23 protein-coding genes and 1 pseudogene are annotated in these 26,765 nt (G+C 66.2%); 10 read left to right on the forward strand and 14 right to left on the reverse strand.

Annotation, left to right across the window (positions count from 1 at the left end; all coding sequences use genetic code 11):
- Positions 1 to 72 precede the first annotated feature (72 nt).
- Positions 73 to 843, reverse strand: coding sequence for a S1 family peptidase (locus QW868_RS03795; protein WP_410051278.1), 771 nt, complete (start codon positions 841 to 843; stop codon positions 73 to 75).
- A gap of 90 nt (positions 844 to 933) precedes the next feature.
- On the opposite strand from QW868_RS03795, the gene QW868_RS03800 reads away from it, so the two are divergent.
- A complete protein-coding gene (locus QW868_RS03800) occupies positions 934 to 1,569 on the forward strand; it encodes an HAD-IA family hydrolase (protein ID WP_315798757.1) in 636 nt (211 codons plus the stop codon).
- 122 nt (positions 1,570 to 1,691) lie between these two features.
- Here QW868_RS03800 and mtnA read toward each other — a convergent pair whose 3' ends face one another.
- The 3 genes from mtnA to QW868_RS03815 form a co-directional block, all read right to left on the reverse strand.
- Entirely contained in the window at positions 1,692 to 2,798 is a 1,107-nt protein-coding gene (gene mtnA / locus QW868_RS03805; protein ID WP_316229963.1) for an S-methyl-5-thioribose-1-phosphate isomerase, read from the reverse strand.
- A gap of 12 nt (positions 2,799 to 2,810) precedes the next feature.
- Positions 2,811 to 3,686, reverse strand: coding sequence for an S-methyl-5'-thioadenosine phosphorylase (locus tag QW868_RS03810; protein WP_316229964.1), 876 nt, complete (start codon positions 3,684 to 3,686; stop codon positions 2,811 to 2,813).
- Between the two features lie 90 nt (positions 3,687 to 3,776).
- Positions 3,777 to 4,049, reverse strand: a complete 273-nt coding sequence (locus QW868_RS03815; protein ID WP_316178997.1) for a phosphopantetheine-binding protein — start codon at positions 4,047 to 4,049, stop codon at positions 3,777 to 3,779.
- Between the two features lie 341 nt (positions 4,050 to 4,390).
- Between QW868_RS03815 and QW868_RS03820 the strand changes: the two genes are divergently transcribed.
- Genes QW868_RS03820 through QW868_RS03830 form a run of 3 tightly spaced genes read left to right on the forward strand, consistent with a single transcriptional unit; the run spans position 4,391 to position 7,543 of the window.
- Complete coding sequence (locus tag QW868_RS03820; protein ID WP_316229965.1) at positions 4,391 to 5,617, forward strand: acyl-CoA dehydrogenase family protein; 1,227 nt, start codon at positions 4,391 to 4,393, stop codon at positions 5,615 to 5,617.
- A gap of 42 nt (positions 5,618 to 5,659) precedes the next feature.
- Entirely contained in the window at positions 5,660 to 6,622 is a 963-nt protein-coding gene (locus QW868_RS03825) for an amino acid--[acyl-carrier-protein] ligase (protein WP_316229966.1), read from the forward strand.
- A gap of 39 nt (positions 6,623 to 6,661) precedes the next feature.
- A complete protein-coding gene (locus tag QW868_RS03830) occupies positions 6,662 to 7,543 on the forward strand; it encodes an acyl-CoA acyltransferase (RefSeq protein WP_316229967.1) in 882 nt (293 codons plus the stop codon).
- Between the two features lies 1 nt (position 7,544).
- Here the strand turns inward: QW868_RS03830 and QW868_RS03835 are convergent, their stop codons facing one another.
- The gene (locus QW868_RS03835; protein WP_316229968.1) at positions 7,545 to 8,432 is read right to left on the reverse strand and encodes a branched-chain amino acid aminotransferase; all 888 of its coding nucleotides are present in this window, start codon (positions 8,430 to 8,432) and stop codon (positions 7,545 to 7,547) included.
- Positions 8,433 to 8,573: 141 nt separating this feature from the next.
- Between QW868_RS03835 and QW868_RS03840 the strand changes: the two genes are divergently transcribed.
- The 5 genes from QW868_RS03840 to QW868_RS03860 all read left to right on the forward strand — a co-directional run bounded on the left by QW868_RS03840 (position 8,574) and on the right by QW868_RS03860 (position 13,776).
- Positions 8,574 to 9,533: an alpha/beta hydrolase gene (locus tag QW868_RS03840; RefSeq protein ID WP_316229969.1), complete on the forward strand. Its 960-nt coding sequence runs from the start codon at positions 8,574 to 8,576 to the stop codon at positions 9,531 to 9,533.
- Between the two features lie 150 nt (positions 9,534 to 9,683).
- Positions 9,684 to 10,988, forward strand: a complete 1,305-nt coding sequence (locus QW868_RS03845; RefSeq protein WP_316229970.1) for an O-acetylhomoserine aminocarboxypropyltransferase/cysteine synthase family protein — start codon at positions 9,684 to 9,686, stop codon at positions 10,986 to 10,988.
- Positions 10,989 to 11,000: 12 nt separating this feature from the next.
- Positions 11,001 to 11,981, forward strand: a complete 981-nt coding sequence (locus QW868_RS03850; protein WP_316229971.1) for a homoserine O-succinyltransferase — start codon at positions 11,001 to 11,003, stop codon at positions 11,979 to 11,981.
- An 87-nt stretch (positions 11,982 to 12,068) separates the two neighbouring features.
- Positions 12,069 to 13,310 carry a DUF763 domain-containing protein gene (locus QW868_RS03855; RefSeq protein ID WP_316229972.1) on the forward strand — a complete coding sequence of 414 codons (1,242 nt, stop codon included), beginning with the start codon at positions 12,069 to 12,071 and terminating at the stop codon, positions 13,308 to 13,310.
- 4 nt (positions 13,311 to 13,314) lie between these two features.
- Positions 13,315 to 13,776 (forward strand): NUDIX domain-containing protein, encoded by a 462-nt coding sequence (locus QW868_RS03860; RefSeq protein WP_316229973.1) that lies wholly within the window; start codon positions 13,315 to 13,317, stop codon positions 13,774 to 13,776.
- A 23-nt stretch (positions 13,777 to 13,799) separates the two neighbouring features.
- On the opposite strand, the gene QW868_RS03865 is transcribed toward QW868_RS03860, so the two are convergent.
- From QW868_RS03865 to QW868_RS03875, 3 genes are all read right to left on the reverse strand, one after another.
- Positions 13,800 to 15,497, reverse strand: coding sequence for a methyl-accepting chemotaxis protein (locus QW868_RS03865; RefSeq protein WP_315740622.1), 1,698 nt, complete (start codon positions 15,495 to 15,497; stop codon positions 13,800 to 13,802).
- An 830-nt stretch (positions 15,498 to 16,327) separates the two neighbouring features.
- Positions 16,328 to 17,536 (reverse strand): MFS transporter, encoded by a 1,209-nt coding sequence (locus tag QW868_RS03870; protein WP_316229974.1) that lies wholly within the window; start codon positions 17,534 to 17,536, stop codon positions 16,328 to 16,330.
- A 424-nt stretch (positions 17,537 to 17,960) separates the two neighbouring features.
- A complete protein-coding gene (locus QW868_RS03875; protein WP_316178977.1) occupies positions 17,961 to 18,878 on the reverse strand; it encodes an alpha/beta hydrolase in 918 nt (305 codons plus the stop codon).
- A gap of 183 nt (positions 18,879 to 19,061) precedes the next feature.
- On the opposite strand from QW868_RS03875, the gene QW868_RS03880 reads away from it, so the two are divergent.
- Positions 19,062 to 19,961, forward strand: coding sequence for a helix-turn-helix domain-containing protein (locus QW868_RS03880; RefSeq protein WP_316229975.1), 900 nt, complete (start codon positions 19,062 to 19,064; stop codon positions 19,959 to 19,961).
- Between the two features lie 604 nt (positions 19,962 to 20,565).
- Here the strand turns inward: QW868_RS03880 and QW868_RS33510 are convergent.
- From QW868_RS33510 to QW868_RS03910, 6 genes and pseudogenes are all read right to left on the reverse strand, one after another.
- Positions 20,566 to 20,697: pseudogene (locus QW868_RS33510) on the reverse strand (ATPase, T2SS/T4P/T4SS family); the annotation flags it as partial.
- Between the two features lie 694 nt (positions 20,698 to 21,391).
- Complete coding sequence (locus QW868_RS03890) at positions 21,392 to 21,973, reverse strand: TetR/AcrR family transcriptional regulator (RefSeq protein WP_315750807.1); 582 nt, start codon at positions 21,971 to 21,973, stop codon at positions 21,392 to 21,394.
- A gap of 20 nt (positions 21,974 to 21,993) precedes the next feature.
- The gene (locus QW868_RS03895; protein ID WP_315773840.1) at positions 21,994 to 23,349 is read right to left on the reverse strand and encodes an amidase family protein; all 1,356 of its coding nucleotides are present in this window, start codon (positions 23,347 to 23,349) and stop codon (positions 21,994 to 21,996) included.
- 162 nt (positions 23,350 to 23,511) lie between these two features.
- The gene (locus QW868_RS03900) at positions 23,512 to 24,414 is read right to left on the reverse strand and encodes an alpha/beta hydrolase (protein ID WP_315807204.1); all 903 of its coding nucleotides are present in this window, start codon (positions 24,412 to 24,414) and stop codon (positions 23,512 to 23,514) included.
- A complete protein-coding gene (locus QW868_RS03905; RefSeq protein WP_315764412.1) occupies positions 24,411 to 25,337 on the reverse strand; it encodes an MBL fold metallo-hydrolase in 927 nt (308 codons plus the stop codon). The genes QW868_RS03900 and QW868_RS03905 overlap by 4 nt, the downstream gene beginning before the upstream one ends.
- The gene (locus tag QW868_RS03910) at positions 25,334 to 26,653 is read right to left on the reverse strand and encodes an MATE family efflux transporter (protein WP_315750800.1); all 1,320 of its coding nucleotides are present in this window, start codon (positions 26,651 to 26,653) and stop codon (positions 25,334 to 25,336) included. Before QW868_RS03910 ends, QW868_RS03905 begins: the two co-directional genes overlap by 4 nt.
- Between the last annotated feature and the right edge of the window lie 112 nt (positions 26,654 to 26,765).

The raw sequence follows: 26,765 nt of genomic DNA on the forward strand, positions 1-26,765 counted from the left end.
CGCGACAGGCTGAACCCGATCACGACGATGGTCAACCCGCGACCGCGAGCCGCAACCCAGCCCTGAACGATCTCAATTTCCGCTGAGCGGCATGCCCCATTGCCGCGCGGTCTGTGCGACCCAGTCGCGATACAGCGTGAGCGGCGTGACGCCGGTCATGCCGCCGCAGCCGTCGCCGAGATTCGGACCGGTCGACCATGAGATGACGCCGATCAGCACCTGACCTTGCGGCTGCGTCTCGAAAGCAGGCCCGCCGGAGTCGCCGGTGCAGCCGCCCAATCCGGGCCGCACGCCTTGCGTCGCCGGATCGACGAGCCGGATCTGCAGAGTGCCCGGTTTGCCCGTCGCAACCAACGCCGCCCCGCGCACCATGCCGCCGCTCTTTCCGTCGCCTGGGACAGCGACACCGATCCCTGCGACCGTGAACGCATTGCCGGCGGCAAGCGGCGGCTGCGGCACGCCAAGCGCCGCTGGCACGCGCTCTTTCACGGGCATCTCCAATTCCAGCAGCGCGACATCGGCGGTGGCGCGATGCGCCACGATGGCCTGCACGCTGAAGCTCGGATGCACCGCCACCCGCCGGACCGTCTTGAGAACCGGCTTGCGGTCACGATCGTATTCCACGATGCGGTAATCGAGCCCCGGCTGCACGCAATGTCCGGCGGTCAGCACCAGCTTCGGAGCAATCAGCGCGCCGCTGCAAAAATTGCCGCGCGAGCCGACGATCGTGACCACGGAGCGCCCGACACCATCATTCAGCGCCGGCGCGTTGCCGACGATCGCAAGGGTTGGCGATGGCGCCAGCAGGACGGCGGCTGCAATGATTGCGTGAGACGGCTTCATCGCGGCAGCAATAGCGGCTGCGACCGATATCGCCAAGTGCGGCGTCCCATGCTAGCGATCATCCGGGGATCGAACGAGGATGGGACTGACATGGTCGAGGCGGTGATCTTTGATTTCGGTGGCGTCATGACGACATCGCCGTTCGAGGCCTTCGCGCGGTTCGAGAAGGAGCGCGGCTATCCCGTCGACATCATCCGCAACACCAATGCTGCCAATCATCTCGAGAACGCCTGGGCGAAATTCGAGCGCGCCGAGATCGACCTCGACACTTTCGACCGGCTGTTTGCGGAGGAGTCGCTGGCGCTCGGTGGCGCAGCGGTCAGCGGGCGCGAGGTGCTGCCGCTGCTCGCCGGCGATCTCCGGCCCGGCATGGTCGAGGCGCTCCGCCGCATCAAGGCGGAGTGCAAGACCGGCTGCATCACCAACAATCTGCCGGCGAACGCAATCGGCAGCCAGGGCGGCCGCTCGTTGTACGTCGCGGAGGTGATGGTGCTGTTCGATCACGTGATCGAATCGGCCAAGATCGGGCTGCGCAAGCCCGATCCGCGGATCTACCGGATGATGACCGAGACGCTCGGCGTCAGCCCCGCGGACTGCGTCTACCTCGACGATCTCGGCGTCAACCTGAAGCCGGCGCGCGAGATGGGCATGACGACGATCAAGGTTGTCAGCGCATCGCAGGCGATTACGGAGCTGGAAGCCGCGACGGGACTGCGCCTGCGCTGATCGTCATTGCGCGGCGCTCTTGCGCTGAAGCGAGCCGGAGGCTTCGCGGGATTCTGGATTGCTTCCGCCTTCGCCCTTTGGGCTTCGGCGGACACGTCGCTGCGCTCGCAATGACGAGGATATTAATAGTTCGTTTGGTTCGCCCGCTCGGGAAATGCGGCCGCCAGCGCCGCGCCGTCAGCCTGCAGCACGCCGCGCTCCGTGATCAACCCCGTCACCAGCCGTGCCGGGGTGACGTCGAAGCCGTAGTTCGCAACCGGCGAGCCCGGCGGAACGATGCGCACGGTCTCGATGCGACCGTCGGCGGTGCGACCCGTCATCTCAGTAACCTCCTGCGCGCTGCGCTGCTCGATCGGGATCTGCCGTCCCTCGGCAACGGCGAAGTCGATCGTCGGCGACGGCAGCGCGACATAAAACGGCACGCCATTGTCGTGCGCGGCCAGTGCCTTGAGATAGGTGCCGATCTTGTTGCAGACGTCGCCATTGGCGGCGACGCGGTCGGTGCCGACGATGGCGAGATCGACCATCCCATGCTGCATGAGATGGCCGCCGGTGTTGTCCGGGATGACGGTATGCGCCACGCCGTGATGCCCGAGCTCCCAGGCGGTCAGCGAGGCGCCCTGATTGCGCGGCCGGGTCTCGTCGACCCAGACATGGATCGGAATGCCGCGATCGTGCGCGAGATAGATCGGCGCGGTCGCCGTGCCCCAATCGACGGTCGCAAGCCAGCCGGCATTGCAGTGGGTCAGCACGTTCACGACTTCGCCCGGCTTCTTGCGCGCCGCGGCCGCCTCGATCAGCGCGAAGCCATGCGCGGCGATGCCCTGGTTGATCGTGACGTCCTCGCCGGCAATGTCGACGGCGCGCGAATAGGCCGCATCGCGCCGCTCCGACGGTGCCAGCCGGCGCAGCATCGTGCTCATCGTGTCGAGCGCCCATTTCAGGTTGATCGCCGTCGGCCGCGTCGCGATCAGCATCTCGTAGGCGCGGTCGATGCCAGGATCGGAGCGGTCGTCGCGCATCGCCAGCGCCATGCCGAACGCGGCGGTGGCGCCGATCAGCGGCGCACCGCGGACCAGCATGCCGCGGATCGCGTCCGCCGCCTCCTCGCATGTCGTGATCTTCGCCACCACGAACTCGTGCGGCAACCGGCGCTGATCGATCGCGCAGACCGACCAGCCGTCGGAGTCGAGCCAGACGCTGCGATAATGCCTGCCGTCCACCTTCATGTTCGATCCCCCTCAACCACGCAAGATACGGCCTGCGACCGCATCGAGCTTCTTCAGAAGCTCGGGATCGCGCGCCTCCGGCGCAGTGATCAAGGCGGTGTCGAGCGCTCGGTCGGAGCCGATCGGGCACGGTTCATGCTCGCGCGGAAACTCCCGGGCGAGCCGCGCCACCAGCGATTTCGCCTTGTCGGCGTTGGTGGTGAGCACGCGAATGATATCCTGCACGGTGACGGCGTCGTGATCCGGATGCCAGCAGTCGAAGTCGGTCACCATCGCGACCGTCGCGTAGCAGATCTCGGCCTCGCGGGCGAGCTTCGCCTCCGGCATGTTGGTCATGCCGATGACCGAATAGCCTGACGCCTTGTAGGTCATGCTTTCGGCATAGGTCGAGAATTGCGGCCCCTCCATGCAGACATAGGTGCCGCCGCGCGCGATCGCGATGCCCTCGGCCTCGGCCGCAGCCGCGAGATGAATCCGCAACCGCGGTGAAACCGGATGCGCCATCGAGACGTGGGCGACACACCCCCTGCCGAAGAACGAGCTCTCGCGCTTGTAGGTGCGATCGACGAACTGATCGACCAGCACGAAGGTGCCCGGCGGAAGCTCTTCCTTGAACGAGCCGCAGGCCGACAGCGACACCAGGTCGGTGACACCAGCACGCTTCAGCACGTCGATATTGGCGCGGTAATTGATGTCGGACGGGGACAGCCGGTGTCCCTTGTCATGGCGCGGCAGGAACACGATCGGCAGGCCCGCGATCGTCCCCCGGCGTACCGGCGCCGACGGCTCACCCCAGGGACTCGCGATCACCTCTTCGCGGGCATCTTCCAGTCCCGGCAGATCATAGATGCCCGAGCCGCCGATAATGCCAAGCACAGCCTTCGTCATGACGTCCCCATCTCCAGCGGAGACGAGAATGCCAGCTTTGCGGCGAATTGAAAACAGCGACGCGGTGATCCGCGGGGCATGGCAACTGGGTCAGGCGGCCTTCGCTGCCGCCAACTGACCGCTCACCAGGCGCTCCAGCGTTGCGATGGACTGGAAGTTCTCCGGCGTGATCCGCTCCTGCGGAATGGTGAAATCGAACTCCGCCTCGATCGCCAGCATCAGGTTGACCATGTCCATCGAGGTCAGCCCGACATCGACGAGCTTGGCATCCGCCGCCACGTCGGCGGCCGTAGAATTCTGCGCGAGGATATCACGCACGAGCGCCACGATCCTGCGACTGACATCGACATCGAAACTCGGCATGGGGTCCTCTTCACTCGCGACTTGTTCCGGCGCGTCGGATCTGATCGACGCACGCGCAGGGGAGATAACGCAATTCGGCGTCGAAAGAGTTACGCCGCATCCCCATTCCAGTCTGAACTCGTCTTAACGCTAACGGCTTGGTCCAAAATTCTCGGATCGAACCAACCGGAAATTAACCCCCACCCGTCGATTGCGCGGCGTTTACCCTGAATTTCGTCGACGCATTTGAATCAAATCCATACCCTGCGTTGCAGCCCAGAGAAGGCGCAGCGCATCGGCCTGCTACTGCGGATGCGCGTGCCGCTCTCTCAAAGAGACAAGATCCGGAGTATCGATCGACCATGACTCTCCAGGGAACCGCGCTTCGCAACCCGATCCCCGACGACGGCGACAGCCTCCTGCTCGATCGCAGCTCCTTATTCGTCCAGCGGACCGCCGCTGTTGCGACGCAGGCCGCGGCGGAAGCCGAAGAGGTCGACCGTGACGGCCGCTTCCCGAAGGCCGCGATCGATGCGGCACGCGAGCACAAGCTGCTCGGGATGCAGATACCCGTCGAGTTCGGTGGCTTCGGCGCCTCGATCCACGACATTGCCGACGTCTGCTATGCGCTCGGCCGCGCCTGCGCCTCCAGCGCCATGATCTTCGCCATGCACCAGACCAAGGTCGCCTGCCTGGTTCGTCACGGCCGCGGCAGCGCTTACATGGAATCTCTGATGCGCCGGATCGCCGCCGAGCAGCTGCTGATGGCCTCCTCCACCACCGAAGGCCAGAACGGCGGCAATATCCGCGCGAGCGCCGCGGCAGTCGGCCACGAGGGTGAGCGAATCACGCTCAACCGCGATGCCACGGTCATTTCCTATGGCGCTGAAGCCGATGGCCTCGTCACGATCGCCCGCCGGGCCGATGGCGCTGCCGCGTCCGATCAGGTGCTGCTGGCGCTGACGAGGGACGACTACACGATCGCGCGAACGCTCGGCTGGGAAACGCTGGGCATGCGCGGCACCTGCTCGACCGGATTCGCGCTCGAGGTGAGCTGTCCCTCCGACCGCATGTTCACCGAATCCTATGATCGCATCCACGGCCAGACGATGACACCGTTCGCACATCTGTGCTGGTCGTCGGCCTGGGCCGGCATCGCTGCGGCTGCCGTGGAGCGCGCCCAGCGCTTCCTGCGCAAGGCCGCACGCGGCGCCGGCGGACAGATGCCGCCGGCAGCTGCGCATTACACCGCGGCGAAGATGGCGCTGGCCCGGCTGCGCGCAATGATCGTCACCAACATGGATGCCTTCGTCGCCCACGAATATGACGAGCGGGCGCTGAGCTCGCTCGACTTCCAATCCTCGATCACGCTGTTGAAGGTGCAGGCCTCGGAACTTGCCGTCGAGACCGTAATGCATGCGATGCGCGCCTGCGGCCTCTCGGGTTATCGCAACGACGGCGAGTTCTCGATCGGCCGCCACCTGCGCGACGTTCTGTCGGCGCCGATCATGATCAACAACGATCGTATTCTCGCAAACATTGCCACGGCCAACGTGATGAGCACGGTACCGACTTCGCTCCATGAATGATCGCGCCGATTGCAGCCATTGCCTCCACCCAGGATTTGCACAATGACGATTCCCGTTCTCCCGCAGTCGCCCGAGATTGCACCCCAGCCGGCCGACGCGCTCGATCATCTGACCGGCGCGCTGTTCCATCGCATGGGCGCGGATGGCGTCTATGCGCGGACCGCGCTGTATGAAGGCGTGGTGGAGCGGCTCGCGACGCTCATCACGCGGCATCGCGAGCCCGGCACGGAGGTCATGCGCTTTCCGCCGGTCATGAGCCGCGCCCAGCTCGAAAAGTCGGGCTATCTCAAGAGTTTCCCCAACCTGCTCGGCTGCGTCTGCGGCCTGCACGGCACCGAGCGGGACATCCATGAAGCCGTGGCACGGTTCGACAAGGGCGGCGACTGGACCACCTCATTGTCACCAGCCGACCTCGTGCTGTCGCCCGCGGCCTGCTATCCGGTCTATCCGATCGCGGCGAGCCGCGGCGCGCTGCCGGTCGGCGGCCTGCGCTTCGACGTCGCGGCCGATTGCTTCCGCCGCGAGCCGTCGCGTCATCTCGACCGCCTGCAGTCGTTCCGGATGCGCGAATATGTCTGCATCGGCACGCCCGCCGATGTCTCGGCATTCCGTGACCGCTGGATGGTGAAGGCGCAGGCGATTGCCCGCGATCTCGGCCTGTCGTTCCGGGTCGATCACGCCAGCGACCCGTTCTTCGGCCGCGTCGGCCAGATGAAGGCGGTCAGCCAGAAGCAGCAGGCGTTGAAATTCGAGCTGCTGGTGCCGTTGCGCTCGGAGGAGCAGCCGACCGCCTGCATGAGCTTCAACTATCACCGCGAGCATTTCGGCACCACCTGGGGCATCGTCGACGCCGATGGTGCACCGGCGCACACCGGTTGCGTGGCCTTCGGCATGGATCGCCTCGCGGTCGCGCTATTCCACACCCACGGCATCGATCCGACGCGCTGGCCGTCGCGCGTACGGGAAGCGCTGCAGTTCGAGCGCCAGGCAAGCACCGTCGGCTGACGCCACGAAGCCGCCGTCGAGGGATCGGCAGAACATCTCATGGGCGCGCCCAAGCCGCCGATCCGATGCCGCGAGATCGGAGACTCCGATCTGGACGCGATCACCGATCTCTTGACACGCGGCTTCCCCCGGCGGCCCCGCGGCTATTGGTCGAGCGGCCTGCAGTGGCAAGCCGCGCGCCCGACGCCCGACGGCTATCCACGCTACGGCTATCTGCTCGAGCAAGACGGCAATGCGGTCGGCGTCCTGCTCGTCATCTATAGCGATCGCGGCACGCCTGCGGAGCCGCAGATCTGGTGCAATCTGTCGAGCTGGTATGTCGAACCTGCCTTTCGCAACTACGCGACGATGCTGACGAGAATCGCACAGCGTCGGCCGGAGGTCACTTACGTCAACATCAGCGCCGCAAGGCAGACCTGGCCGATCATTGAGGCGCAAGGATTTCGCGCCTATTGCAGCGGCCTGTTCTTTTCGATGCCGACGCTGTCGCTAGCTGGCCTCAGTTCGCCGGTTGAGACGGTCAGGGCAGACGCCCGCACCGTGGATGGCGTTCCGTCGGATGAGGCCGAATTGCTGATGCGCCATGCGCGCTATGGCTGCCTCAGCGTGGTGGTGCGATCGACGGCGGGCCCCGTTCCGCTGGTGCTGCAGAAGGTCCGCATCCGGCAGGGACGCTTTGCGTTGCCTGCGATGCAGCTGATCTACTGCCGCAGCATCTCCGACTACGTTTCCTGCGCCGGTACCGTCGGCCGCCTGCTGCTGCGTCACGCCGCCGTTTCTGTCATCATCGACGCTAGCGGGCCGATTGACGGTCTCGTCGGCATCTACACCGAGCGGCGCGGCCGGAAGTACATCAAGGGACCGCAGCCGCCTCGCCTTGGCGATCTCAGCGACACCGAGCTGCCGCTGTACGGCCCCTAGCTCAGGCGGCTACCCTGACCTCATGCGCATAGTCCCAATACAGCCGGCGCGCACGGCTGAACACCGGACCGATCGGCAGGGCCCGGTCGTCGATGCGAATGACTGGTGCGACCTTGGCGAAATTGCCCGACGAGAAGATCTCGTCGGCGGCCAGGAAGTCTGCATAGCGCAGCGTGGTCTCGACCACGCTGACGCCGTCGGCTCGCAGCAGCTCGGCCACGCGCTGGCGGGTGATCCCGTTGAGAAACGTGCCGTTCGGCACCGGCGTGAACACCACGCCGTCCTTGACCATGAACACGTTGGCATTGCCGAACTCGGCGACGTTGCCGAGCAGATCGAGCATCAGGCAATTGTTGAAGCCGCGCGAGGCCGCCTCGATCAGCGCGCGCGAATTGTTCGGATAGAGGCAGGACGCCTTGGCATCGACCGGCGCGCACTCGGCGGTCGGCCGCCGGAACGGCGACAGCGTGATGGCGTTGCCCGTCGGCTGCGGCATCGGCGCTTCATAGATGCAAAGGCACCAATTGGTGGTCTCGGGATCGAACAGGACACCGCCGCCGGCGCCATGCTGCGCCCAGTACATCGGGCGGATGTAGAGCTCGGCTCTCGCTCCGAACCGCGCGATCCCCTCCCGCGCCAACCCCATCCAGGTCTCGACGTCCACCACCGGCTTGAGCCGGAAATTGATCGCGGACTGATTCACGCGCGCGCAGTGGCGATCGAGATCTGGCGTCACGCCTTCGAATGCGCGTGCGCCGTCGAACACGGTCGACGCGAGCCATGTCGCGTGGGTCCGGACGCCCATGATCGGCGCATTGCCCTCGCGCCATTCGCCGTCGAAGAAGGTCCAGGTCTGCGAGTAGCTGACAGGCTTGACGATGTGGGTCATGGCGGCGCTCCCGTTCGGCATCGATCGTGTCTGCACTTCTGGCGTGAACATTTTAAGGATTTCCCCGTCGCGACCTGCTGCTCACGATCGATTCACTGCTGATGGGCACAATGCTCGATGCCTTGGTTAATTGGAGCTGTCATGCCGCTCGACCCTCGCGCCCAGCGCCTGCTTTCGATGGTGGCTGCCGCTGTGCCGGAAAGCCAGGAGCGTCCGGGCCCCGCGCAGCGGCGGCAGTCGCTCGCCAAGCTGATGCAATTCGCGCGCAACGACTGCGGCGCCGTCATCACGCGGGACGGCAATTTCTTCGGGCCCTCTGGGCTGCTTCGCTATCGCCTGTATACGCCTGCAGCAGGCCCGGATGATACTGGGGCGCCCCTCCCCGGCTTCGTCTACTTTCACGGCGGCGGTCTCGTGGCAGGCAGCATCGACACGCACGACAAAGTCGCCGCCGCGCTTGCCGCCGCCTCCGGCTGCCGGCTGCTCTCGATCGACTACCGCCTCGCGCCTGAGCACAAGTTCCCCGCAGCGATCGAGGATGCGATCGCGGCGGTTCACTTCGCCATCGATCGCGCGGCCGCGCTCGGCATCGACGGCGGTCGGATTGTGATCGGCGGCGATTCCGCGGGCGCCACGCTCGCCGCCGCCGTTTGCCAGCAGGCCGTCGGCAGCACCGATCTTAGGATCGCGCTGCAGTGCCTGATCTGCCCGGTGCTCGATTTCTCCAATTTCTGGCCGTCGCGCGAGCTGTTCGGGACCGGCCACCTGATCGACAGGGCAACCTGGCAGGCCGACCTCGCCGACTATCTGGTTGGCGAGGTCGATGTCGCCAATCCACTGATATCGCCGTTGTGCCGTGAGACGCTGGCTGGGCTTCCCCCCGCCGTGATCCACACCGCGGAATTCGACCCGATGCGTGACGAGGGCAATGCCTATGCGGCACGGCTCGCGGAAGCTGGTGTCACGGTCGCGCATGTCTGTCACAACGGCATGGTCCACAATTTTCACGCGCTCGGTGCGATCCTGCCGCAGGCCAAAGCAGCACTGGATCTGGTCGGACAGCAAATTCGGTCTCTGCTGCGGGTTCCTGCTGCGCGTTAATTCGAAATTCTTCGGCCAGATATCGTTAGGGTTATTTCGTCGTTCTTGTCGCGAATTATTGCCCGCTTTACGCCTGCGCTCCTACAACGACACCCCTCGCGGAATACGTGCAACCTGCATTGTGGACGGATGCGGGAGTGGAGATCGCCGATGCGCAATGAGACGATTGCAATCCACGCCGGCTATGAACCGGAGGCGACCACCAAGGCCGTCGCGGTTCCGATCTATCAGACCGCCGCCTACGCCTTCGACAGCGCCGATCACGGCGCCGCGCTGTTCAATCTCGAAGCCGAGGGCTACCGCTACAGCCGTATCTCCAATCCGACCACGGCGGTGCTCGAGAAGCGCGTCACCGAGCTCGAGGGCGGCGTCGGTGCGCTCGCCGTCGGCACCGGGCAGGCCGCGCTTCACTTCGCATTCGTCAATCTGGCCGACAGCGGCGGCAACATCGTCTCGGTGCCACAGCTCTACGGCACCACGCACACGCTGCTCGGTCACATCCTGCCGCGCCAGGGCATCACTGGGCGCTTTGCCGAAAGCGATGCGCCCGATGCCATCGAACGTCTCATCGACGAAAACACCAAGGCCGTGTTCGCCGAGACGATCGGCAATCCCGCCGGCAATGTCTGCGACATCGAGGCGCTGGCGAAGGTCGCGCATCGCAACGGCGTGCCGCTGATCGTCGACAACACCGTCGCAACACCGATCCTGCTGCGGCCGTTCGATTACGGCGCCGACATCGCGGTGCATTCGCTGACCAAGTTTCTCGGCGGTCATGGCACGACGCTGGGCGGCATGCTGGTCGACAGCGGCAACTTCCCCTGGAAGGATCATGCCGACCGTTTTCCCGCCTTCACCCAGCCCGACGCGTCCTATCACGGGATGGTCTACACCGATCATTTCGGCCGCAGCGCCTACATCCAGCGCGCGCGCAGCGTCTATCAGCGGACCATGGGTGCCGTGCTGTCGCCGTTCAACGCATTCCTGCTGCTGCAGGGCATCGAGACGGTCGCGCTGCGCATGGAGCGTCACGTCGAAAATGCGCGCAAGGTCGCCGAATTCCTCCGCAACGATCCGCGCGTAGAATGGGTCAACTACGCCGGCTTCGCCGACAGCCGCTATTACCCCCTGGTCCAGAAATATCTCGACGGCCGGGCGTCGTCGCTGTTCACATTCGGGATCAAGGGCGGCATGGAAGCGGGCAAGGCGTTCTATGACGCCCTGAAGCTCGTCACGCGGCTGGTCAATATCGGCGATGCGAAGTCGCTGGCCTGCCATCCCGCATCGACCACACATCGGCAGATGCCGCCGGACGACCAGCGCAAGGCAGGCGTCCTTCCCGAGACGATCCGGCTGTCGATCGGCATCGAGCATGTCAGTGACATCATCGAGGATCTCGACCAGGCTCTCGCCCAGGCCTGCCCTCGTCCGCGTCAGTTGGATGCGGCGGAGTAGAGCGATCAGCCGATGACCCTGCTGTTCGACCGACATCGCAGGATCGCGAGCCCTGCCCTCGCGCCCGCCGAGTTCGACGACCGCGGAGGGCGCCCGATCGAGCTTTCGATCGGCCTCGTCAACAACATGCCGGACAGCGCCCTGAAGGCGACCGATCTCCAGATCGCCCGCCTGCTGCAGCAGTGCGCGCCGCAGCACGTCCGCATCCGCCTGCACTGCTTCTCGCTGCCCTCCATCTTGCGCTCGCAAGCGGCCAGGAGCCACGTCGCCCAGTCCTACGCGGACATCGGGTCGCTCGATCGGCTCGGCATCGACGGCCTGATCGTGACCGGCGCCGAGCCTGTCGCCGCGACATTGCGCGACGAACCTTATTGGTCGGACCTCACCTCCGTGATCGACTGGGCCAGAACCAATACGCGCTCGACCATCTGGTCGTGTCTCGCGGCCCACGCGGCCGTGCTGCACCTGGACGACATCGAGCGGCAGCGGCTGGCGAGCAAATGCTCCGGCATCTTCGACTGCGTGAAGGTCCAGGACGACTGGCTCACGCACGGCATCCATTTGCCGCTTCAGGTGCCGCACTCCCGCCTCAACGCCGTCAACGAGCCGCTGCTGGCAGAGCGCGGCTACGACATCCTGACGCGGTCGGAGGAGGTCGGCGTCGACATCTTCGCGCGCTCGATGCCGAGCCGGTTCGTGTTCTTTCAGGGCCATCCCGAATATGACGCGCTCTCCCTGCAGCGCGAATACATGCGCGACATCGCGCGTTTTCTCGCCGGCCAGCGCGACGACTATCCGCGGCTGCCGAAATCCTATTTCAGCGCCGAGAGCGAGGCGGTGCTCAACGCGTTCGAGTGGCGGGCCAAGGAAAGGCGCGACCCGACGCTGGCGGCCGAGCTCCCGGGATTGACGCTGCGGCCCGATCTCGCCGCAGAAAGCGCCGCCCAGACGCTGTTCAGGAACTGGATCGGCCATCTCGGGCAAACCGGATAGCGCCACAGCCCGCGTCCCATCGGAGCGATCGCACATCGGCGCGCCATCTGTTAGATTGGCGCGACACACCTCCTCTGCAAGGTTCCGATGGCCCGACGCACCGGCAGCGCCGATCTTCCGCTCCATTCCGGGCGCGTCCCGGCCTGGCTCGGCGCGCGCATGGCCTCGCTCGGCGCCATCATCACCCAGGCGATCGTGCATCACTACGGCCGCGACGAATTCCTGGCGCGGATGTCGCATCCGTTCTGGTTCCAATCGTTCGGCGCCGTCATGGGCATGGACTGGCATTCCTCCGGCATCACCACCAGCGTGATCGGCGCGCTGAAGCGCGGGCTGAAGCCGCTGTCCGGCGAGCTCGGCATCTTCGTCTGCGGTGGCCGCGGCGAGCATTCGCGCAAGACGCCCGACGAGTTGCGCCTGCTCAGCGACCGGCTCGGCCTCGACGGCGAGGAGCTGGTCCGGACCAGCAAGCTCGTCGCCAAGGTCGACAGCGCCGCGGTGCAGGACGGCTTCGACCTCTATCTGCACGGCTTCTTCGTCACATCGGACGGCAAATGGACCGTGGTGCAGCAGGGCATGAATGGCGACGCGCGCCAGGCCCGGCGCTACCATTGGCATTCGCAGCAGCTTGCGAGCTTCGTCGACGCGCCGCACAGCGCCATCGATGGTCCCGTCCAGGGCGAGATCGTCAACCTCACCGACAAGCGCGCCGCGCCGTCGCGCCACGCCCAGCTCGAGCTGCTCACCGATCTCGGCCCCGACCGCGTCGTCACGGAGTTCGAACGGCTGAGCACGCCGGAGCCCGCCCAGGGCCTGCTGCCGCATCTCGTCATGCCCGCGCATCACGACGTCAGGCCGAAGGACGTGTTCGCCCGCCGGCTGCACGGCACGCTCGCGGCTGCCGCCGAGCGCGGCCCGGTCGACTTCCCCGACCTGCTGCTGACGCCGGGCGTCGGCGCCCGCACCGTGCGCTCGCTCGCCATGGTCGCCGAGGTCGTGCATGGCGCGCCGTATCGATTCAGCGACCCGGCACGGTTCTCGCTGGCGCATGGCGGCAAGGACCGTCATCCCTATCCGGTGCCGATCAAGGTCTATGACGAGACCATCCGCGTGCTCAAATCGGCCGTCGGCAACGCCAAGCTCGGCCGCGACGAGGCACTGTCGGCGCTGAAGCGGCTCGACGACCAGGCCCGCCGGCTGGAGCGCAGCGCGACCGGCCCCTCGCTCGATGCCTACATCGCGACCGAGCGCGCCGCCTCGCCAGAGCTCGACGGCCGTTCGGTGTTCGGCTGGGAGCGCGACCTCATCCAGCGCACCGGCGAGGCATGAGGCGATGCCGGCACGCAGCGCGGGCGTGCTCGCCTTTCGCAGGACCTCCAACGGATTGGAAGTGCTCCTGGTGCATCCCGGCGGCCCGTTCTGGCGCAACAAGGATCTCGGCGCCTGGTCGATCCCGAAGGGCGAGTTCGGCGCCGGCGAGCAGGCCGAGGCGGTGGCGCGGCGCGAATTTGCCGAGGAGCTCGGCACGACGCTGACGGCGTCGCTGCTGCCGCTCGGCGAGATCAAGCAGCGCGGCGGCAAGGTGGTCGAGGCGTTCGCCGCCGAGAGCGATCTCGATGCCGGCAGCATCACCAGCAACGCGTTCGAGCTCGAATGGCCGCCGCGCAGCGGCCGTATCCAGCGCTTTCCCGAGGTGGACCGCGCCGCCTGGTTCGACCTCGCCGAGGCGAGGGTCCGGATCAATCCGGCGCAGGCCGCGCTGCTCGACCGTCTCGTGGAGATCGGCGGAGGGTGAGCTGTCACCATCCGCCGCCGACATCACGCCGCGCGGACGTTGCCGAGGAATCGCCCGGTCTGGGTCTTGAGCTGATCCGACTGGCTGCCGAGCTGCGAGGCCGCACTCAACACCTGTGCCGCCGCGGCGCCGACCTGGCCGGACGCCTCGCGCACGCCGACAATGTGCTGCATGACCCCCTGCGTGCCCTGCGCCGCCTGCTGCACGCTGCGGGCGATTTCCTTGGTCGCAGCGCCCTGCTCCTCGACCGCGGCTGCGATCGCGTCGGTGATCTCGTTCATCTGCCCGATGGTCGCGCCGATCTCGCGGATTGCGTTGACCGTCGAGCCGGTGGCGTCGCGGATGGCTTCGATCTGGCTGGTGATCTCCTCGGTCGCCTTGGCGGTCTGCGCCGACAGCGCCTTGACCTCGTTGGCGACCACCGCGAAGCCCTTGCCGGCCTCGCCGGCACGCGCCGATTCGATGGTGGCGTTCAGCGCCAGCAGGTTGGTCTGGCCGGCGATGGTCTGGATCAGGGCCATCACCTCGCCGATCTTCTGCGACGCGTGGACCAGCCTGTCGACCATCGCCTCCGTCCGCGTCGCCTGCCCGACCGCGTTCTGGGCGATCGACGACGACTGCGTGACCTGCTTGGCGATCTCCTGGATCGATGACGACAACTGCTCGGCGGAGGCCGACACCGTCTGCACGTTCTTGGCGGTCTGCTCGGCGGCCGCGGCCACCTTCGCGCTCTGGTCGGTGGTGCCGGCGACGATGCTCGACATCGATTGCGCGGAGGTCTGCAGCTCGCCGGCCGCGGTCGCGGTGGTCTGGATCACGCCGCCGATCGAGCGCTCGAACTCGTCGGCGATCCGCACCAGCACCGTGCGGCGCTCCTCGGCGGCCTGCTGCTTGGACTGCTCCTGCTCGGCCCGGAGGCGCTCGCTCTCGGCGAGATGGTCCTTGAAGATCTGCAGGCTGCGCGCCATGCGGCCGATCTCGTTCCTGCGATCGGTGAACGGCACCTCGAGGCCCAGATTGCCCTTGGTCAGCTCGTCCATCACGACGCAGGTGCGGTCGAGCGGAACGACGACGCTGCGTCCGAGCCAGAAGGCGACGACCGCGGCGACCAGCAGACCGGCAAGCGCGCCGAAGCCGGCCCACATCGCACGCTGATAGACGACTGCGTCGATGTCGTCGACATACACGCCGGCCTGGATCGCCAGCATCTTGTCGCCGCTGCCATAGGCGCCGACGTAGGACATCTTCGGCAGCTCGGTCGTCCCCCCGGCGCGCGGCACCTTGTACTCGACGAAGCCGCCGCCGGCGCGCGCCGTGCGCACGATGTCCTGGATCAGGAGCTTGCCGGTGGAATCCTTGAAGTCCCAGCGGTTGACGTTGATGTATTTCGGGTTGGCATGGACATAGGTCACGCCCGCATCCGACGATCCGGTTCCGTAGACGCCGAGATAGTCGTTGTACTGGCCCCAGCGCATTGCGCCGATCGCGGCGTAGGCCTGCTGCCGCGCCTGCTCCGGCGCGACCTTGCCGGCGGTCGCCGCGGCGTCATAATAGCTCAGCACCTTGACGGCGGACTCGACGAGGTTGCGGACCATGGTCTGCCGCTCCTCGAGAACGGTTCCGCGCAGCATCAGGATCTGCATGGCGGAGACGGCGAACAGTGCGATCGACATCACGGCGATGATCGCCGCGAGACGCTGATAGACAGTCAGGTGTCGCATTTTCTGGTTCTCGTTGCGTGGACTGTATGCACGATACCAACCCTACATTAATGGTTTGCTATCCGTGCCGCCCGAACCCTGGCGAACTAATTAGTCTTTGGACTGAAAACGTCCGTTCACGCGAACTTGTGCCAGAGAACAACCAGTGCGGTATTGCGCGACGATCGCTCGAATTAACATGCGATAATTGAAAGGGCCGGTTCGCACCAGTTCCACCCGATTGGGTGTCGAGTCCCCACGGAGTTGCGTTGTCGCGACGCGTCAGGCGCCCGAGCTTTGTGCAGCGAAGCCCTCACGTCATCGAGGGCGCAGGGAAGACCAGGCATCGGCTGATTCCTGCGGCCCCCGTGCGGAAAGGAATGCACGGGGCAGGAACCACAGGTTCAGCCGGGTTTGCCCGGCCTTCCCTGCGCAATGGTGTTACGGCTGCTTCGCACTCTCCCCGGGGACCGGCGTTCTTGCCCCCGTTTGCGACAACGCGCCAATGGCACGCCACGCAGGCATCAGCGTCGGGATGCCAGGACCATGCGACTTGACCGTCCGTGCCGGCGCCGCTCGTCAGTCGGCGCCTGCCCGTCCATCACATCCCACCCCAACGCTCCTGACGATGCGCAGCGCCCCTCGTCGATGAGGCGGGACAATCAGAGAGAAGCACGATTTCCGATAAAACGAAAGAGAAAAATTTGCGCAGGCGAGCGCGGTGGAGCCGATGTCGTTGAAGCAACGAACGAACTTCGTGTTTCGGCGCAGGACGGATGCGACATGTCCCCGCGGCCCGGCGCTCCTGGCGAGCCCAGGTCCGGCCCGACGGGCGACTCGGTTCGAACGCCTCAGGACGAGACCGCCGCGCGCATCGGACGGCGCTGCCGCAGCAGCAACAGGATGACCACGGCCGCGCACGAGCATGCCAGGCTCAGCGCCAGCGGCGCGTTGCTGCCGTAGCGGGTCAAGAGCTCGACGAGGATGGGCGCCGACACCGCCGACAGCAGGTTGAGCGGCAGTCCGATCTGGGCGGACGCCTTGGCGAAGGCCGCCTTATCGTAGAACACCAGCGGCATGGTGGCCCGCGCCACGGCAAGCGCGCCGCTGCCGAGGCCGTAGATCAGGATGAAGGCGCCGATCGCGGCATGCGAGCCGTCGCTCAGCATCAGCAGCAGCATCGCCACCGGCAGCGCCAGGCCGGCGACGATCGCGGTGGTGATGCCGTCCCAGCGGCCGCCGCCGAGAAAATCGATGGCGCGGGCGCTGATCTGGATCACCCCCAGCATCGAGCCGAAGCCGACCGCCTCGGCAGCCGACAGGCCTTCGGCCTTCAGGAGCTCGATCAGCACGGCCCCCATCCCGAACGCGACGAAGGCGTTGAGGCCGGAGGCGCCGACCAGCAGATAGAACGTGCCGCGCGACGGCGTCGCTGCGGGGACGGACGCCGCCGCATCCGATGATGACGGCGGCAGATGATCATGGACGCGCCGCGGCAGCAGAAACACGAACAGCGGCAGCGAGACCAGCAGCAGCAGGCCGGCGTAGACGAGACAGGTGCTGCGCCAGCCGATATGCGCCGAGAGCGCCGAGGTGACCGGCCAGAAGATGCTGCTCGACAGCCCCGTGACCAGCATCAGCGCGCCGATGGCGCTGCGCGCGCGCAGGCCGGCGATCTCGTTGAGCACGATGTAGGAGGCGGTCGAGAGCGTGGCGCTGCCGGCCACGCCGAGCAGCAGCCATGCGGCATAGTAAGAGAGCGCGCCCTGCGCGGCCGACAGCAGCGCATAGCCCGGCGCGGCCAGCAGGGTGCCCGCGATCATCACCCGCCGCCCGCCATGCTTGACGAACGGCCGCGCCAGCAGCGGCGAGCACAGCCCCATCGACATGTACAGCACCGAGGTGCTGGCGAAGATGGCCGTCAGATCCATCTCCAGATCCGCCGCCATGGCCCGGCCGATCACCGCCGGCAGGCTGAGCGTGCCCCAGGCGATGAGCTGGGTGATGGCCAGGACGATCAGGACGCGCAGGAGGGAGGGGTCGGCGATGACGGGGGGCATTTCGGGCGGGGGCACTGCACGGAGGTGACGCGCGACGCGCGTTGCAGTTCTGAGTCTAGAGCATTCGCGCCGAATCAGCCCCGCTGTTTCGGAATTGCGGCCCCGCCACCGGCGGGGTGCTCGTGTCAGGTGCCGGCAACTGCACGCACGGCCGCCGGCCCGAGCAGGAACAGCATGAGCAGCGCCGCACGGGAGCAGCCGATCGTCAGCCCCCATGGTCTCAAGTCGATGCAGGAGCATCGCCTAACGTGCCGCGGAGCGGTGCTCCTCACGATGGAGGGGTTAGATTTTGGCCGAAAAAAAACCATGCGAGGCCGCCGTAGGCGGCCGCCGCGAAGGGTGGCTGCGAAACGAGCGCTCGCCACAGCTTGTTGCCTCATCTGCGATCGCCCTACCCTACCTCCGAAGCTCGAGCTTCGCGCGCCTACAGGAGGTGTGATAGGAACCAGTCACGCGCAGCCGAGGATGATTGTTCGAAGTGCTGGACATAGGGCGCGAAATGCCCGCAAGGCAGACTGACAAACTGCTTTGGCTCGCCGGCGCGTGCGAACGCCTCCCGGGACGCCTCGATCGGCATCAGCATGTCGCCCTCGGCCGCGATCCACATCAGCGGCCGCGGCGCGATGCGATGCAAAAAAGCGGCCGGCTCGAAGCTGAAGGTGAGCTCTAGGCTGCGCACGGTAACCTCGTTGCGCCACAGCGGCGAGATCTTCGCCGCCTCCATGCACCAGTCGTAGGCGTCCGACGTCCCGAGGATGCACGGCGTCGTCGCCGGATCCTGCGCCACCACCTGCATGGTCATCGGCGGCTCGCCCGCGGCACGGGCCAATCGCTCGCCGACGAACAGCTGCGACAGCTGCGCCTTCGTCTCCGCCGGAATGTGGCTCCAGATCGCGCCGCCGCTGAGGAACGAGACCTGCACTGCCACGCAGCGGATGCGCTGATCGATCGCCGCCGCCTGGATGGCGACACCGCCGCCATAGCTGGAGCCCCAGGCGCCGATCCTTCTGGGATCGACGCGCGGCAGGGTCATCGCGAAGGTGATGGCATCGCGGTAGTCGGCCAGTTGCTGCATCGGGTCGATCTCCTGCCGGACGCGCCCTTCGCTCTCGCCGAAATTGCGGGGATCATAGACCAGCGCGCCGAGACCGGCTGCGCTGAACGCGGCGGCATATTTGTCGAGATAGCTTTCCTTGAGCCCGCTGAAGCCGTGATGAAGCACGACGATGGGCGCTGTCGGCGCGTCCCCCTGCGGCGGCACGTGCCAGCCGCGCAGCACCGTACCATCGTCGGCCTTGAAGGCCACCTTCTCGAACCCAGCCCGCAGATCCGAACCGACCATTGCAACCTCCCTGTGCTCTCGCCTCTCCGCCTTGTCTGCACGGCGGTCTCGGCCTAGCCTCTAAGCCAAGCGCGGCACCGACGTCCCGGACGGCAGCGAAGGCGAACCCGGACGACAGCGAAACGTGGGCGGACGCAGCCGCCGCAAGCGAGGGCCCCGGGCGGCCGAGGGAAAGCGTTGCAGATGCCGAACGTGCAAGGGTTTGCCTCGCTGACCGCGCCCACGACGTCCCTCGACCCACTGCTCGGCTGGACCATTCACGACGCCATCTCGCTCCGTCAGCAGTTGAGGCAGCTAGGCGATGCTCTCGTGATCGAAGCGCAGGTCGCGCAGGGCTGCGCCGGGACGCGCCGCGCCTCCGATGCCGGTCTGGTGGTCGTGATGACTGTGATCGAAGGCCGGGAGCGCGGCGAGGACTCCACCGGCACGGTGCTGTTCGAACCCGGCGACGTGATCGTCTGGAACACGCGCGAGACGCTCGCCTTCGCCACGCTCAGTCCGCTGCGCAAGATGATGATCGCCTGCCCTGAAGCGGTGATCCGGAATTTTCACCCCGACCTGATCGGACGCGGCCGCCTGCATCTGCCCGGCCGACACGGCTTCGGCGCCGCCGTGTCCGGTTACTTCGAGGGCTTCGCCGGCACACTGGCCGAGATGGACGACAGCGAGGTCCATGCCGCTGTCGATGCCGGGCTCGAGATCGTCGCCAGGGCGGCCCGCCTGATGCGCCGCGACGCTGCACCGCGACGCACATCCACACAGTTCGCGCGCATCATGAGCTACATCGACGCACAGCTGCACGACCCTGATCTCGACAGCGCCGAGATCGCCGCCCACTTCGGACTATCCGTCCGCTCCGTACAATTGTTGTTCGCCGAGCACGGCACCACGCCCTCGGAATGCATCCGCCAGCGCCGCCTCGACCGCTGCCGCCGCGACCTCGAAGCCGCGCGCCGAACCGAGAGCATTACCGACATCGCCCTGCGCTGGGGCTTCAACGACCCCTCGCATTTCAGCCGCCTCTTCCGCCGTCGATATGGCGTGCCCCCGCGCACGCTCGCGCGGAAGATGCCGAAGGGCTGACAGCCCGCAGCGATTTCATCTTCTCGCAACTGAACGGAATGGCTGGGATGGCCGGCTGGCGGAGAGAGTGTCCTCCATATCTAAGATCTTATATTGCTGGGATAATTGTGTTTTTTGTCCTTAAAATTGGGCCAAATACCCGCTGTAATACCCGGGATCGTCCACCATTGTGAGCTTGGCTCACCGCCCAATCTCTGAGTGGACATCACCTATGGGAAGGTGTGGCAGCAGGGACACCTCGTCTTGGTGCGGTGATGCCAGATGTCGGACAAATCTCCAGGTTGAAACTTCGTCTGGCGGACCTTGATGCGTGCTTTTCGTCTAGCGGGCTTTCTATTGCTGGTCCTGCTGCTCGAGCCGGAGGCTGCGTTGTCGGACTATCTATCTAGAGATGCAGGAGGGCGGCTGGCTGATCGAGGTGTCGGACCGCTTGCTTATCCGGGTGACGATGCCGGAGGGATATCGGCGACTAATGACGGCCCTCCGCGACCTGAAAGAAAACTTTGCGGAGAGCTTCACTGGACTGGTTTCCCAAGTCTCCTCGCTGATCGTCGCGGCCGCCGACGATCCGGATCAGCACCACGCGGTCGCTGGTGCCGGCGATCTAGGCGAGCAGCGCGTTGGTGAGCATGGTCTTGCCGGTGCCGGTGCCGCCGGCGACGAGGATGTTCTTGCGCGACGCGACGGCCGCGCGCACGACGCCGCCTGTCCGGCAGTCATGGTGCCGGCGGCGAAGTAATCGTCGAGGGTGAAGACGGCGACGGCGGGCTTGCGGATGGCGAACGCTGGCGCTGTGACGACGGGCGGCAGCAGCCCCTCGAACCGCTCCCCCGTCTCGGGCAGCTCGGCCGAGACGCGTGGGCGCTCCGCGTGGACCTCGGCGCCGACATGATGCGCGACCAAGCGCACGATTCGCTCGCCGTCGGCAGGCGACAGAGTGCGACCGCTATCTTCGAGGCCACCGGATAGCCGATCGATCCAGAGCCGGCCGTCGGGATTGAGCATCACCTCGACGATCGAGGGGTCTTCGAGGAAGGCGGCGATGGCCGGGCCGAGCGCGGTACGCAGCATACGCGCGCCGCGTGAGAGGGCCTCGGAATGGAGCGGAGCAGCCGCCACGATCGTCCCCATCGTTGACCAATCGCGACGCGCGATTGGCGACGGGGATGATTAGGGCGGTTCAACAAGTATTCAGGTGGCGTAGGAGGGTGGCGAACAGCAGAGCAAAAATACTTGCTCACGCGAAAACGGAATTTCCGGACGAGGCCTGTTTGAGCATACGATTCGGCTTGGCTGCGCCGGTGCGGTTCACGGCGAGGATGATGCTCGATGATCTATGAGAACCGCGCATCGAGGCTCACGTCCGCCTCGCTCCCCATGGAAACAGCCAGACGTGTGACGCGCTACCGCAATTCGCGAGCTGCCCGCCTTCAGGCAGTTGGCACTCGCGCCAGCGCCAGCGCCGCTTGGACGCCGCTTTCCAGGATCCGGTCCGCCGCCGCTGGATCCGCCACGGCACGTGCATACTGGAGCGTCCCGACCATGAGCGCGAAGATTGCCGTGGCGCGCTGATGCGCGACTTCGGCATCGGCAACCGGGATCAGCGGCGTCAAGACCCGAAGATAGCGAGCGATCCCCTCTTCATACGCTTGCCGGGTTGCTGCCGGTAGGCGCGCGACTTCCGGCAGCAAAGCCGCGGACGGGCAGCCGCGCGCCGGATTTTCGAGGTGAGCCCGGCAAAGATAGCTTCGAAGAACGCCCTCGAGATCACTACCGGCTTCGATGCTTTCCTCGACGCGATGTTGCTGCTCGCCGATCGCGGCAGACATTGCTTCGCGAACGAGGTCGTCCTTTGATTTGAAGTGGAGATAGAAGGCACCGTTGGTCAGGCCCGCATCGCTCATGATCCCGGCGATCCCGGCCGCGGAGATGCCATCTTGGCGGAACCGCTTCGACGCAACGCCGAGAATGTGGCGGTGCGTCTCCTCCTTGTGTCCCTTCGCAAAACGCATGTTTTTGCCTCTGCCTCCCTTCAAGCAAGCTGGCGGGCTAGGACGGTCTCGACCCGGCGCGCGAGATCGAGCAGCGCCCGGTCGCCGTAGGACGGTCCATCGAGCTCCAGACCGATCGGCAGGCCGGCCTGAGACAGGCCCGCCGGCATACTGATGCCTGGCAGGCCGCACAGGCTCGCTACAAGCGTATTGTTCGCGAGCACGAGGTCGCTCACTTCTCGCTCTCTAATCATGAATTTGGTCTGCTGGTCGATCCGTGGCGCGGTCGCAGGCGTCGTCGGTTGCAGCAATGCCTGAGCCCCATGGTCTGAGAAGATCGCATTGAGACGGCGCTGTGCTTCCGTCCGCTTTACGGCAAGTGCGGTCTGGTAGGTATCGACCGAGGTCGCGCCGCCGCCGTCCGGCAAGACCATGTAGCGCCAAGCGCCCTGCAACTCGGGCTTGAGACTTTCGATCACCCCCTCGAAGGTGATGGGGACGCCATGCTCGAGGAGAAAGCCGGACACGGCGCCCACCGTCTCGTGAAAGAAGATGCTCCAGGTCGCCGATTGCGACAGGGCGCCGAAATCCTCGCCGAGGTCCATCTCGACGATTTCGGCGCCGACATCGCTGAGCCAAGTCAGCGCTTCGCGGAAGCGCGCATCAACATCCGGCTCGACGAGATCGAGAAACTGCCGTGGCGCATAGGCGAGCCGGACGCCCGTCAGGCCGGCTTCGCGCGCGTCGAACTGCGTCGGTGCCGCACCAGTCACCACGGCGTCCATGAGCGCGCAATCCTCGACGCTGCGGGCGAGCACGCCCGTGGTATCGAGCGTGTGCGATACCGGCGCGGCGCCGCCGCGTGGCCAACGCCCCGTCGTTGGTTTGAAACCGACGACACCACACAGAGATGCAGGGACGCGGATCGACCCGATCGTATCGCCGCCGAGCGATGCCGGCACGAGCCCGGCCGCGACGGCCGCGGCGGAGCCACTGGACGAGCCGCCTGATACGCGATCTCGGTCGACCGGATTCCTCACCTGCCCGTAGGGCGCGTTGTGGCCCGTGAGCCCGAACGACATCTCGACGAGGTTGTTCTTGCCGAACACCAGTGCGCCGGCCTCCTTGACGGCGCGCACCGCCTCGGCATCCTCTTGCGGCACGAAGCCCGCGAGAGGCTTGATCCCAAGGCTCGTCGGAATGCCCTTGGTCAGATAGCTGTCCTTGATCCCGAGCGGAACGCCAAGGAGCGGCGACGCAGCTCCTGCCGCGCGGGCGGCATCGGCCTGGCGTGCGGCGGCAAGGACGCCGGCCTCGTCGATGGTGACGAAGGCGTTCAGATCCCCGTGCAGCCGGGCTCGTTGCAGAAGGGCGGTGGCATAGGCCTCGGCGGTCAAGTCGCCGTTTCGGATCGCCTCGGCGGCACCAGCCACGCCAAGCGAAGCAAGCTCTGCTTCCGTCGAAGCATCGATGGGGCCGGGGTTTGCGGTATTGACCATGTCTGGTGGCTCCTCGCGGAATCAGCGGCCATTCAGGTGGGAATGGCGCGCTTTGCCGTGTCAGGTTTTGAGAAAGTCCAAGATCAGGCGCCCGACCTCTTCAGGCTGTTCCAGATGAAGGAAGTGTCCGACCTTCGGTAGAACGATGCGTCGCAGTCCCTTTGTGAAGACGGCTTCCTTGCCTTCACTCAAATCCGCGGACATGCAGCCATCCTCTGCGCCATGCAGGTACAACCCCGGAACCTCAATGGGCCTGCTCGCCCGCGCCTCAAGCGAGCGCGCGGCGGGATCCTCCGGCGACGGAGCGAAGAGCTGCCGGTAATAGGAGAGCGTTTGCGAGAGCACACCGGGTGCGCCGAGCATTGCGTTCAATGCCACGCGCTCGGCCGGCGGCAGGCTGTAGCCGGGGGACCATTCGCAACAGAGCCGATCGATGAAGGCGTAGTCGTCGATCGGCACGGCCGTCTCGGCGAGCCGCGTCTGGAAATAGAACATATACCAGCCTCGCCGCTGCTGATCGCCGTTCGCAACGAAGGCAGCTCCGAGCTGTGGCCCATATGGCACGGCGAGCCCGACCAGCCTGCGAACCCGGGCGGGTTCCAAGCTGGCGGCTGCACAAACCGCGCGGGCGCCGAGGTCGTGCCCGATGAGGTCCGCTTGGTCGCGTCCCAGGGCGGCGATCAGCGCGATGACGTCCGCGCCTGTCGCGGCCGCACGATACGAGCCGTCAGGCGCAGCGCCTTCGGGCCAGTAACCGCGCATCGCGGGTGCCACGGCCCAGAATCCGGCGTCCGCCAGTTGCTGGAGCACCGGAGTCCAGCTCCGGGCATGATCAGCTAATCCGTGCATACAGAGCACGAGCGGACCAGCCCCAACCTCTAAGATCGGAAAGTCGAGGCCGTTGGCGCGCACCGCGCGCTGTTTGACGCCGAGTGGGAGCGCCGCCGGGATGTCCTGTGTCATGTCGCCACCCGTTGCGTCAGAGCAGCGGTCTCCGGCGCGAAAGAGAAGCCGGATGCATGGCTGCGGATACGTCCGGCATGGGGGATGCCGAAATGCGCCGGGAACAGGAGGCTGTCGTGTTCGGCGCAATGGGCGAGCACGCGCAGGCGCGATTGCACGGCCGTCTCTGCGTCGAGGCAGAACCGGCTGCTCCAGCCCGGTTGATAGACCTGGATCGGATTGTGCAGCACATCGCCGCTGAACAGTCCCTCCTCCTGCCCGTGCAGAAGGCGGAGGATGATCTGCCCCGGTGAATGGCCCGGCGCCGGCTCGATCAGCAGGTTGTCGCCGAGCTGGTCGGTCATGGCGACGACGCGCTCCTGCTTCGCCGCGATCACCGGCAGCACGGAATCGGTGAAGACGTCGCGTGGCTCTTCCGGAAGATGCGGATTCCTGGCGGGATCCCAGAAATCCAGCTCTTCGCGGGAAAAAACGTACTTGGCGTTCGGAAAGGTCGGGACCCAGCGGCCGTCCAGCAGCCGCGTATTCCACCCGACATGGTCGACGTGCAAATGGGTGCAGAGGACGTAGTCGATGTCCTCCGGTGGTACGCCGGCGGCACGGAGCCGGTCCAGGTACCGCGTGTCGAGCCCATGGAAATGCGGCGAGCCCGGCCGCTGCTTGGCGTTGCCGCAGCAGGTATCGACGAGGATGTTGTGGTGCGGTGTCCGGATCAGCCAGGAATGCACGGACATGACGAACTGGTCGGTAGCCGGTACATAGTAGTTCGGCGCCATCCAATGCATGTGCTCGTCCAGCACGTGAGGGTCCCAGGCCGCGAGCAATTCCTGCGGCCGGAACGCAGGACCCAACAGCTCTTCGATCCGCGTGACCGTCGTCTCGCCGATCCGCCAAGTGGCGAGGTTCTCCTGCACGGCGCTCATGATGTCCGCACCTTCGAGCCGGAGTCCGCTGCAGGCCATATGGTGCCGGAGAGCGCTGCGGCGACGCAGAGGGCGGCGGCGGCGACCAGGGCGGACGCGACAAGCGCGAAAAGGGCTGCCTCGGAAAATCCGAAGACGGCGACCGCGAGCCATCCGCCGCCCGCCGCGACCAACAGTCGGACGGCACCGGCGAGGAAGATCCACCCCATGCGGCCGCTGCCCTGTGCCGCGAAGCCGAGCGCGAAGATGACGCCATTCGCGGCGTAAAAAGGTGCCACGATCCGGAAATAAAGCGAGCCCGTCTCCAGGACGGCACCGTCATGGGAGAAGAGGCCGATCCAGAGCCACGGAGCGAGCGCCACCAGCAGCCCCACCGTCTCGGTGAAGGCTATGGTGATGCCGGTGCCGAACCAGGCGATCTTCTTGGCCCTGGCGACGTCTCCGGCACCGATATTGGTGCCCACCATGGTCAGGATCGCCGTTCCCAGGCCGAACATGATGGGGACGAGTACGTAGTCGAGCCGCGAGGCGGTGCCGTAGCCGCCGATGGCATCGACGCCGAAGCGGCCGACGGCCGCCGTGACGAGCATGACCATCAGGTTCAGTTGCACGGTGTTCAAGGCGGCGAGCAGGCCGACCTTGAGGATGTCGCCGAACAGGGACGAGCGCAGACGGCCGAGCGACAGGCGCAGGCCGGAGCGGCCGCTCGCCATGTAGAGCAGCAGGGCGAGTGTCGCCGCACCGTAATAGAGGGTGACGGCGATGCCCGCACCGGCGACGCCGAAGCCGGGGATCGGACCGATACCGAAGATGAAGGCCGGCGAGAGGGGGACGAGCACGGCCGCGCCGACGAAGGTCACCAGCGCCGGCACGCGCACGTTGCCGATGCCGCGAAGCGCCGCGGACAGAAGATTGACGATCCAGATGGGCACCGCTGAGAGGAAGATGAAGTTCGAGTAGGTGAGCGCCGAATGCAGGGCCTCGCCCGTGCCGCCCAACGCCCCATAAAGCGGGCCGCCGAGGGCCAGGGCGAGAGCCGAGAACAGCAGGCCGAAAGCGATGGCGATCACGAGCGCATGGAGTACGAGCGCATTCGCATCCTCATGTCGCCTGGCGCCGACGGCCCGCGCCACGGCCGCGGCGACGCCGCCGCCGATCCCGCCGGCGGACATCATCGTCATGAGCATCCAAATTGGAAACACCAGGGCGACGCCGATCAGCGCCTCGGTGCCGAGGCGCGAGACGTAGAAGGTCTCGGCGACGTTCACGAGCGTCTGCGCAACGAGAACGCCGATGGTCGGCAGCGCCAGCCGCATCATCGTCTTGAAGATGGGGCCATGCAGCATCGCCTCGCGGGCCCGTAGCTTGGCCGCGTTCCGACGATGCTCGACGGCGGAGCGCAAGGCATCGCGCGACCCGCCCCCGGTG

The sequence above is a fragment of the Bradyrhizobium sp. SZCCHNR1051 genome (assembly GCF_032489615.1).
Taxonomy (GTDB): domain Bacteria; phylum Pseudomonadota; class Alphaproteobacteria; order Rhizobiales; family Xanthobacteraceae; genus Bradyrhizobium.

Coding starts and splice junctions, on each gene's coding strand:
- QW868_RS03795 (WP_410051278.1), bottom strand. CDS start 843: ATGAAGCCGTCTCACGCAATCATTGCAGCCGCCGTCCTGCTGGCGCCA.
- QW868_RS03800 (WP_315798757.1), top strand. CDS start 934: ATGGTCGAGGCGGTGATCTTTGATTTCGGTGGCGTCATGACGACATCG.
- mtnA (WP_316229963.1), bottom strand. CDS start 2,798: ATGAAGGTGGACGGCAGGCATTATCGCAGCGTCTGGCTCGACTCCGAC.
- QW868_RS03810 (WP_316229964.1), bottom strand. CDS start 3,686: ATGACGAAGGCTGTGCTTGGCATTATCGGCGGCTCGGGCATCTATGAT.
- QW868_RS03815 (WP_316178997.1), bottom strand. CDS start 4,049: ATGCCGAGTTTCGATGTCGATGTCAGTCGCAGGATCGTGGCGCTCGTG.
- QW868_RS03820 (WP_316229965.1), top strand. CDS start 4,391: ATGACTCTCCAGGGAACCGCGCTTCGCAACCCGATCCCCGACGACGGC.
- QW868_RS03825 (WP_316229966.1), top strand. CDS start 5,660: ATGACGATTCCCGTTCTCCCGCAGTCGCCCGAGATTGCACCCCAGCCG.
- QW868_RS03830 (WP_316229967.1), top strand. CDS start 6,662: ATGGGCGCGCCCAAGCCGCCGATCCGATGCCGCGAGATCGGAGACTCC.
- QW868_RS03835 (WP_316229968.1), bottom strand. CDS start 8,432: ATGACCCACATCGTCAAGCCTGTCAGCTACTCGCAGACCTGGACCTTC.
- QW868_RS03840 (WP_316229969.1), top strand. CDS start 8,574: ATGCCGCTCGACCCTCGCGCCCAGCGCCTGCTTTCGATGGTGGCTGCC.
- QW868_RS03845 (WP_316229970.1), top strand. CDS start 9,684: ATGCGCAATGAGACGATTGCAATCCACGCCGGCTATGAACCGGAGGCG.
- QW868_RS03850 (WP_316229971.1), top strand. CDS start 11,001: ATGACCCTGCTGTTCGACCGACATCGCAGGATCGCGAGCCCTGCCCTC.
- QW868_RS03855 (WP_316229972.1), top strand. CDS start 12,069: ATGGCCCGACGCACCGGCAGCGCCGATCTTCCGCTCCATTCCGGGCGC.
- QW868_RS03860 (WP_316229973.1), top strand. CDS start 13,315: ATGCCGGCACGCAGCGCGGGCGTGCTCGCCTTTCGCAGGACCTCCAAC.
- QW868_RS03865 (WP_315740622.1), bottom strand. CDS start 15,497: ATGCGACACCTGACTGTCTATCAGCGTCTCGCGGCGATCATCGCCGTG.
- QW868_RS03870 (WP_316229974.1), bottom strand. CDS start 17,536: ATGCCCCCCGTCATCGCCGACCCCTCCCTCCTGCGCGTCCTGATCGTC.
- QW868_RS03875 (WP_316178977.1), bottom strand. CDS start 18,878: ATGGTCGGTTCGGATCTGCGGGCTGGGTTCGAGAAGGTGGCCTTCAAG.
- QW868_RS03880 (WP_316229975.1), top strand. CDS start 19,062: ATGCCGAACGTGCAAGGGTTTGCCTCGCTGACCGCGCCCACGACGTCC.
- QW868_RS03890 (WP_315750807.1), bottom strand. CDS start 21,973: ATGCGTTTTGCGAAGGGACACAAGGAGGAGACGCACCGCCACATTCTC.
- QW868_RS03900 (WP_315807204.1), bottom strand. CDS start 24,414: ATGACACAGGACATCCCGGCGGCGCTCCCACTCGGCGTCAAACAGCGC.
- QW868_RS03905 (WP_315764412.1), bottom strand. CDS start 25,337: ATGAGCGCCGTGCAGGAGAACCTCGCCACTTGGCGGATCGGCGAGACG.
- QW868_RS03910 (WP_315750800.1), bottom strand. CDS start 26,653: ATGCGGCTGGCGCTGCCGACCATCGGCGTTCTCGTTGCGCAGACGCTC.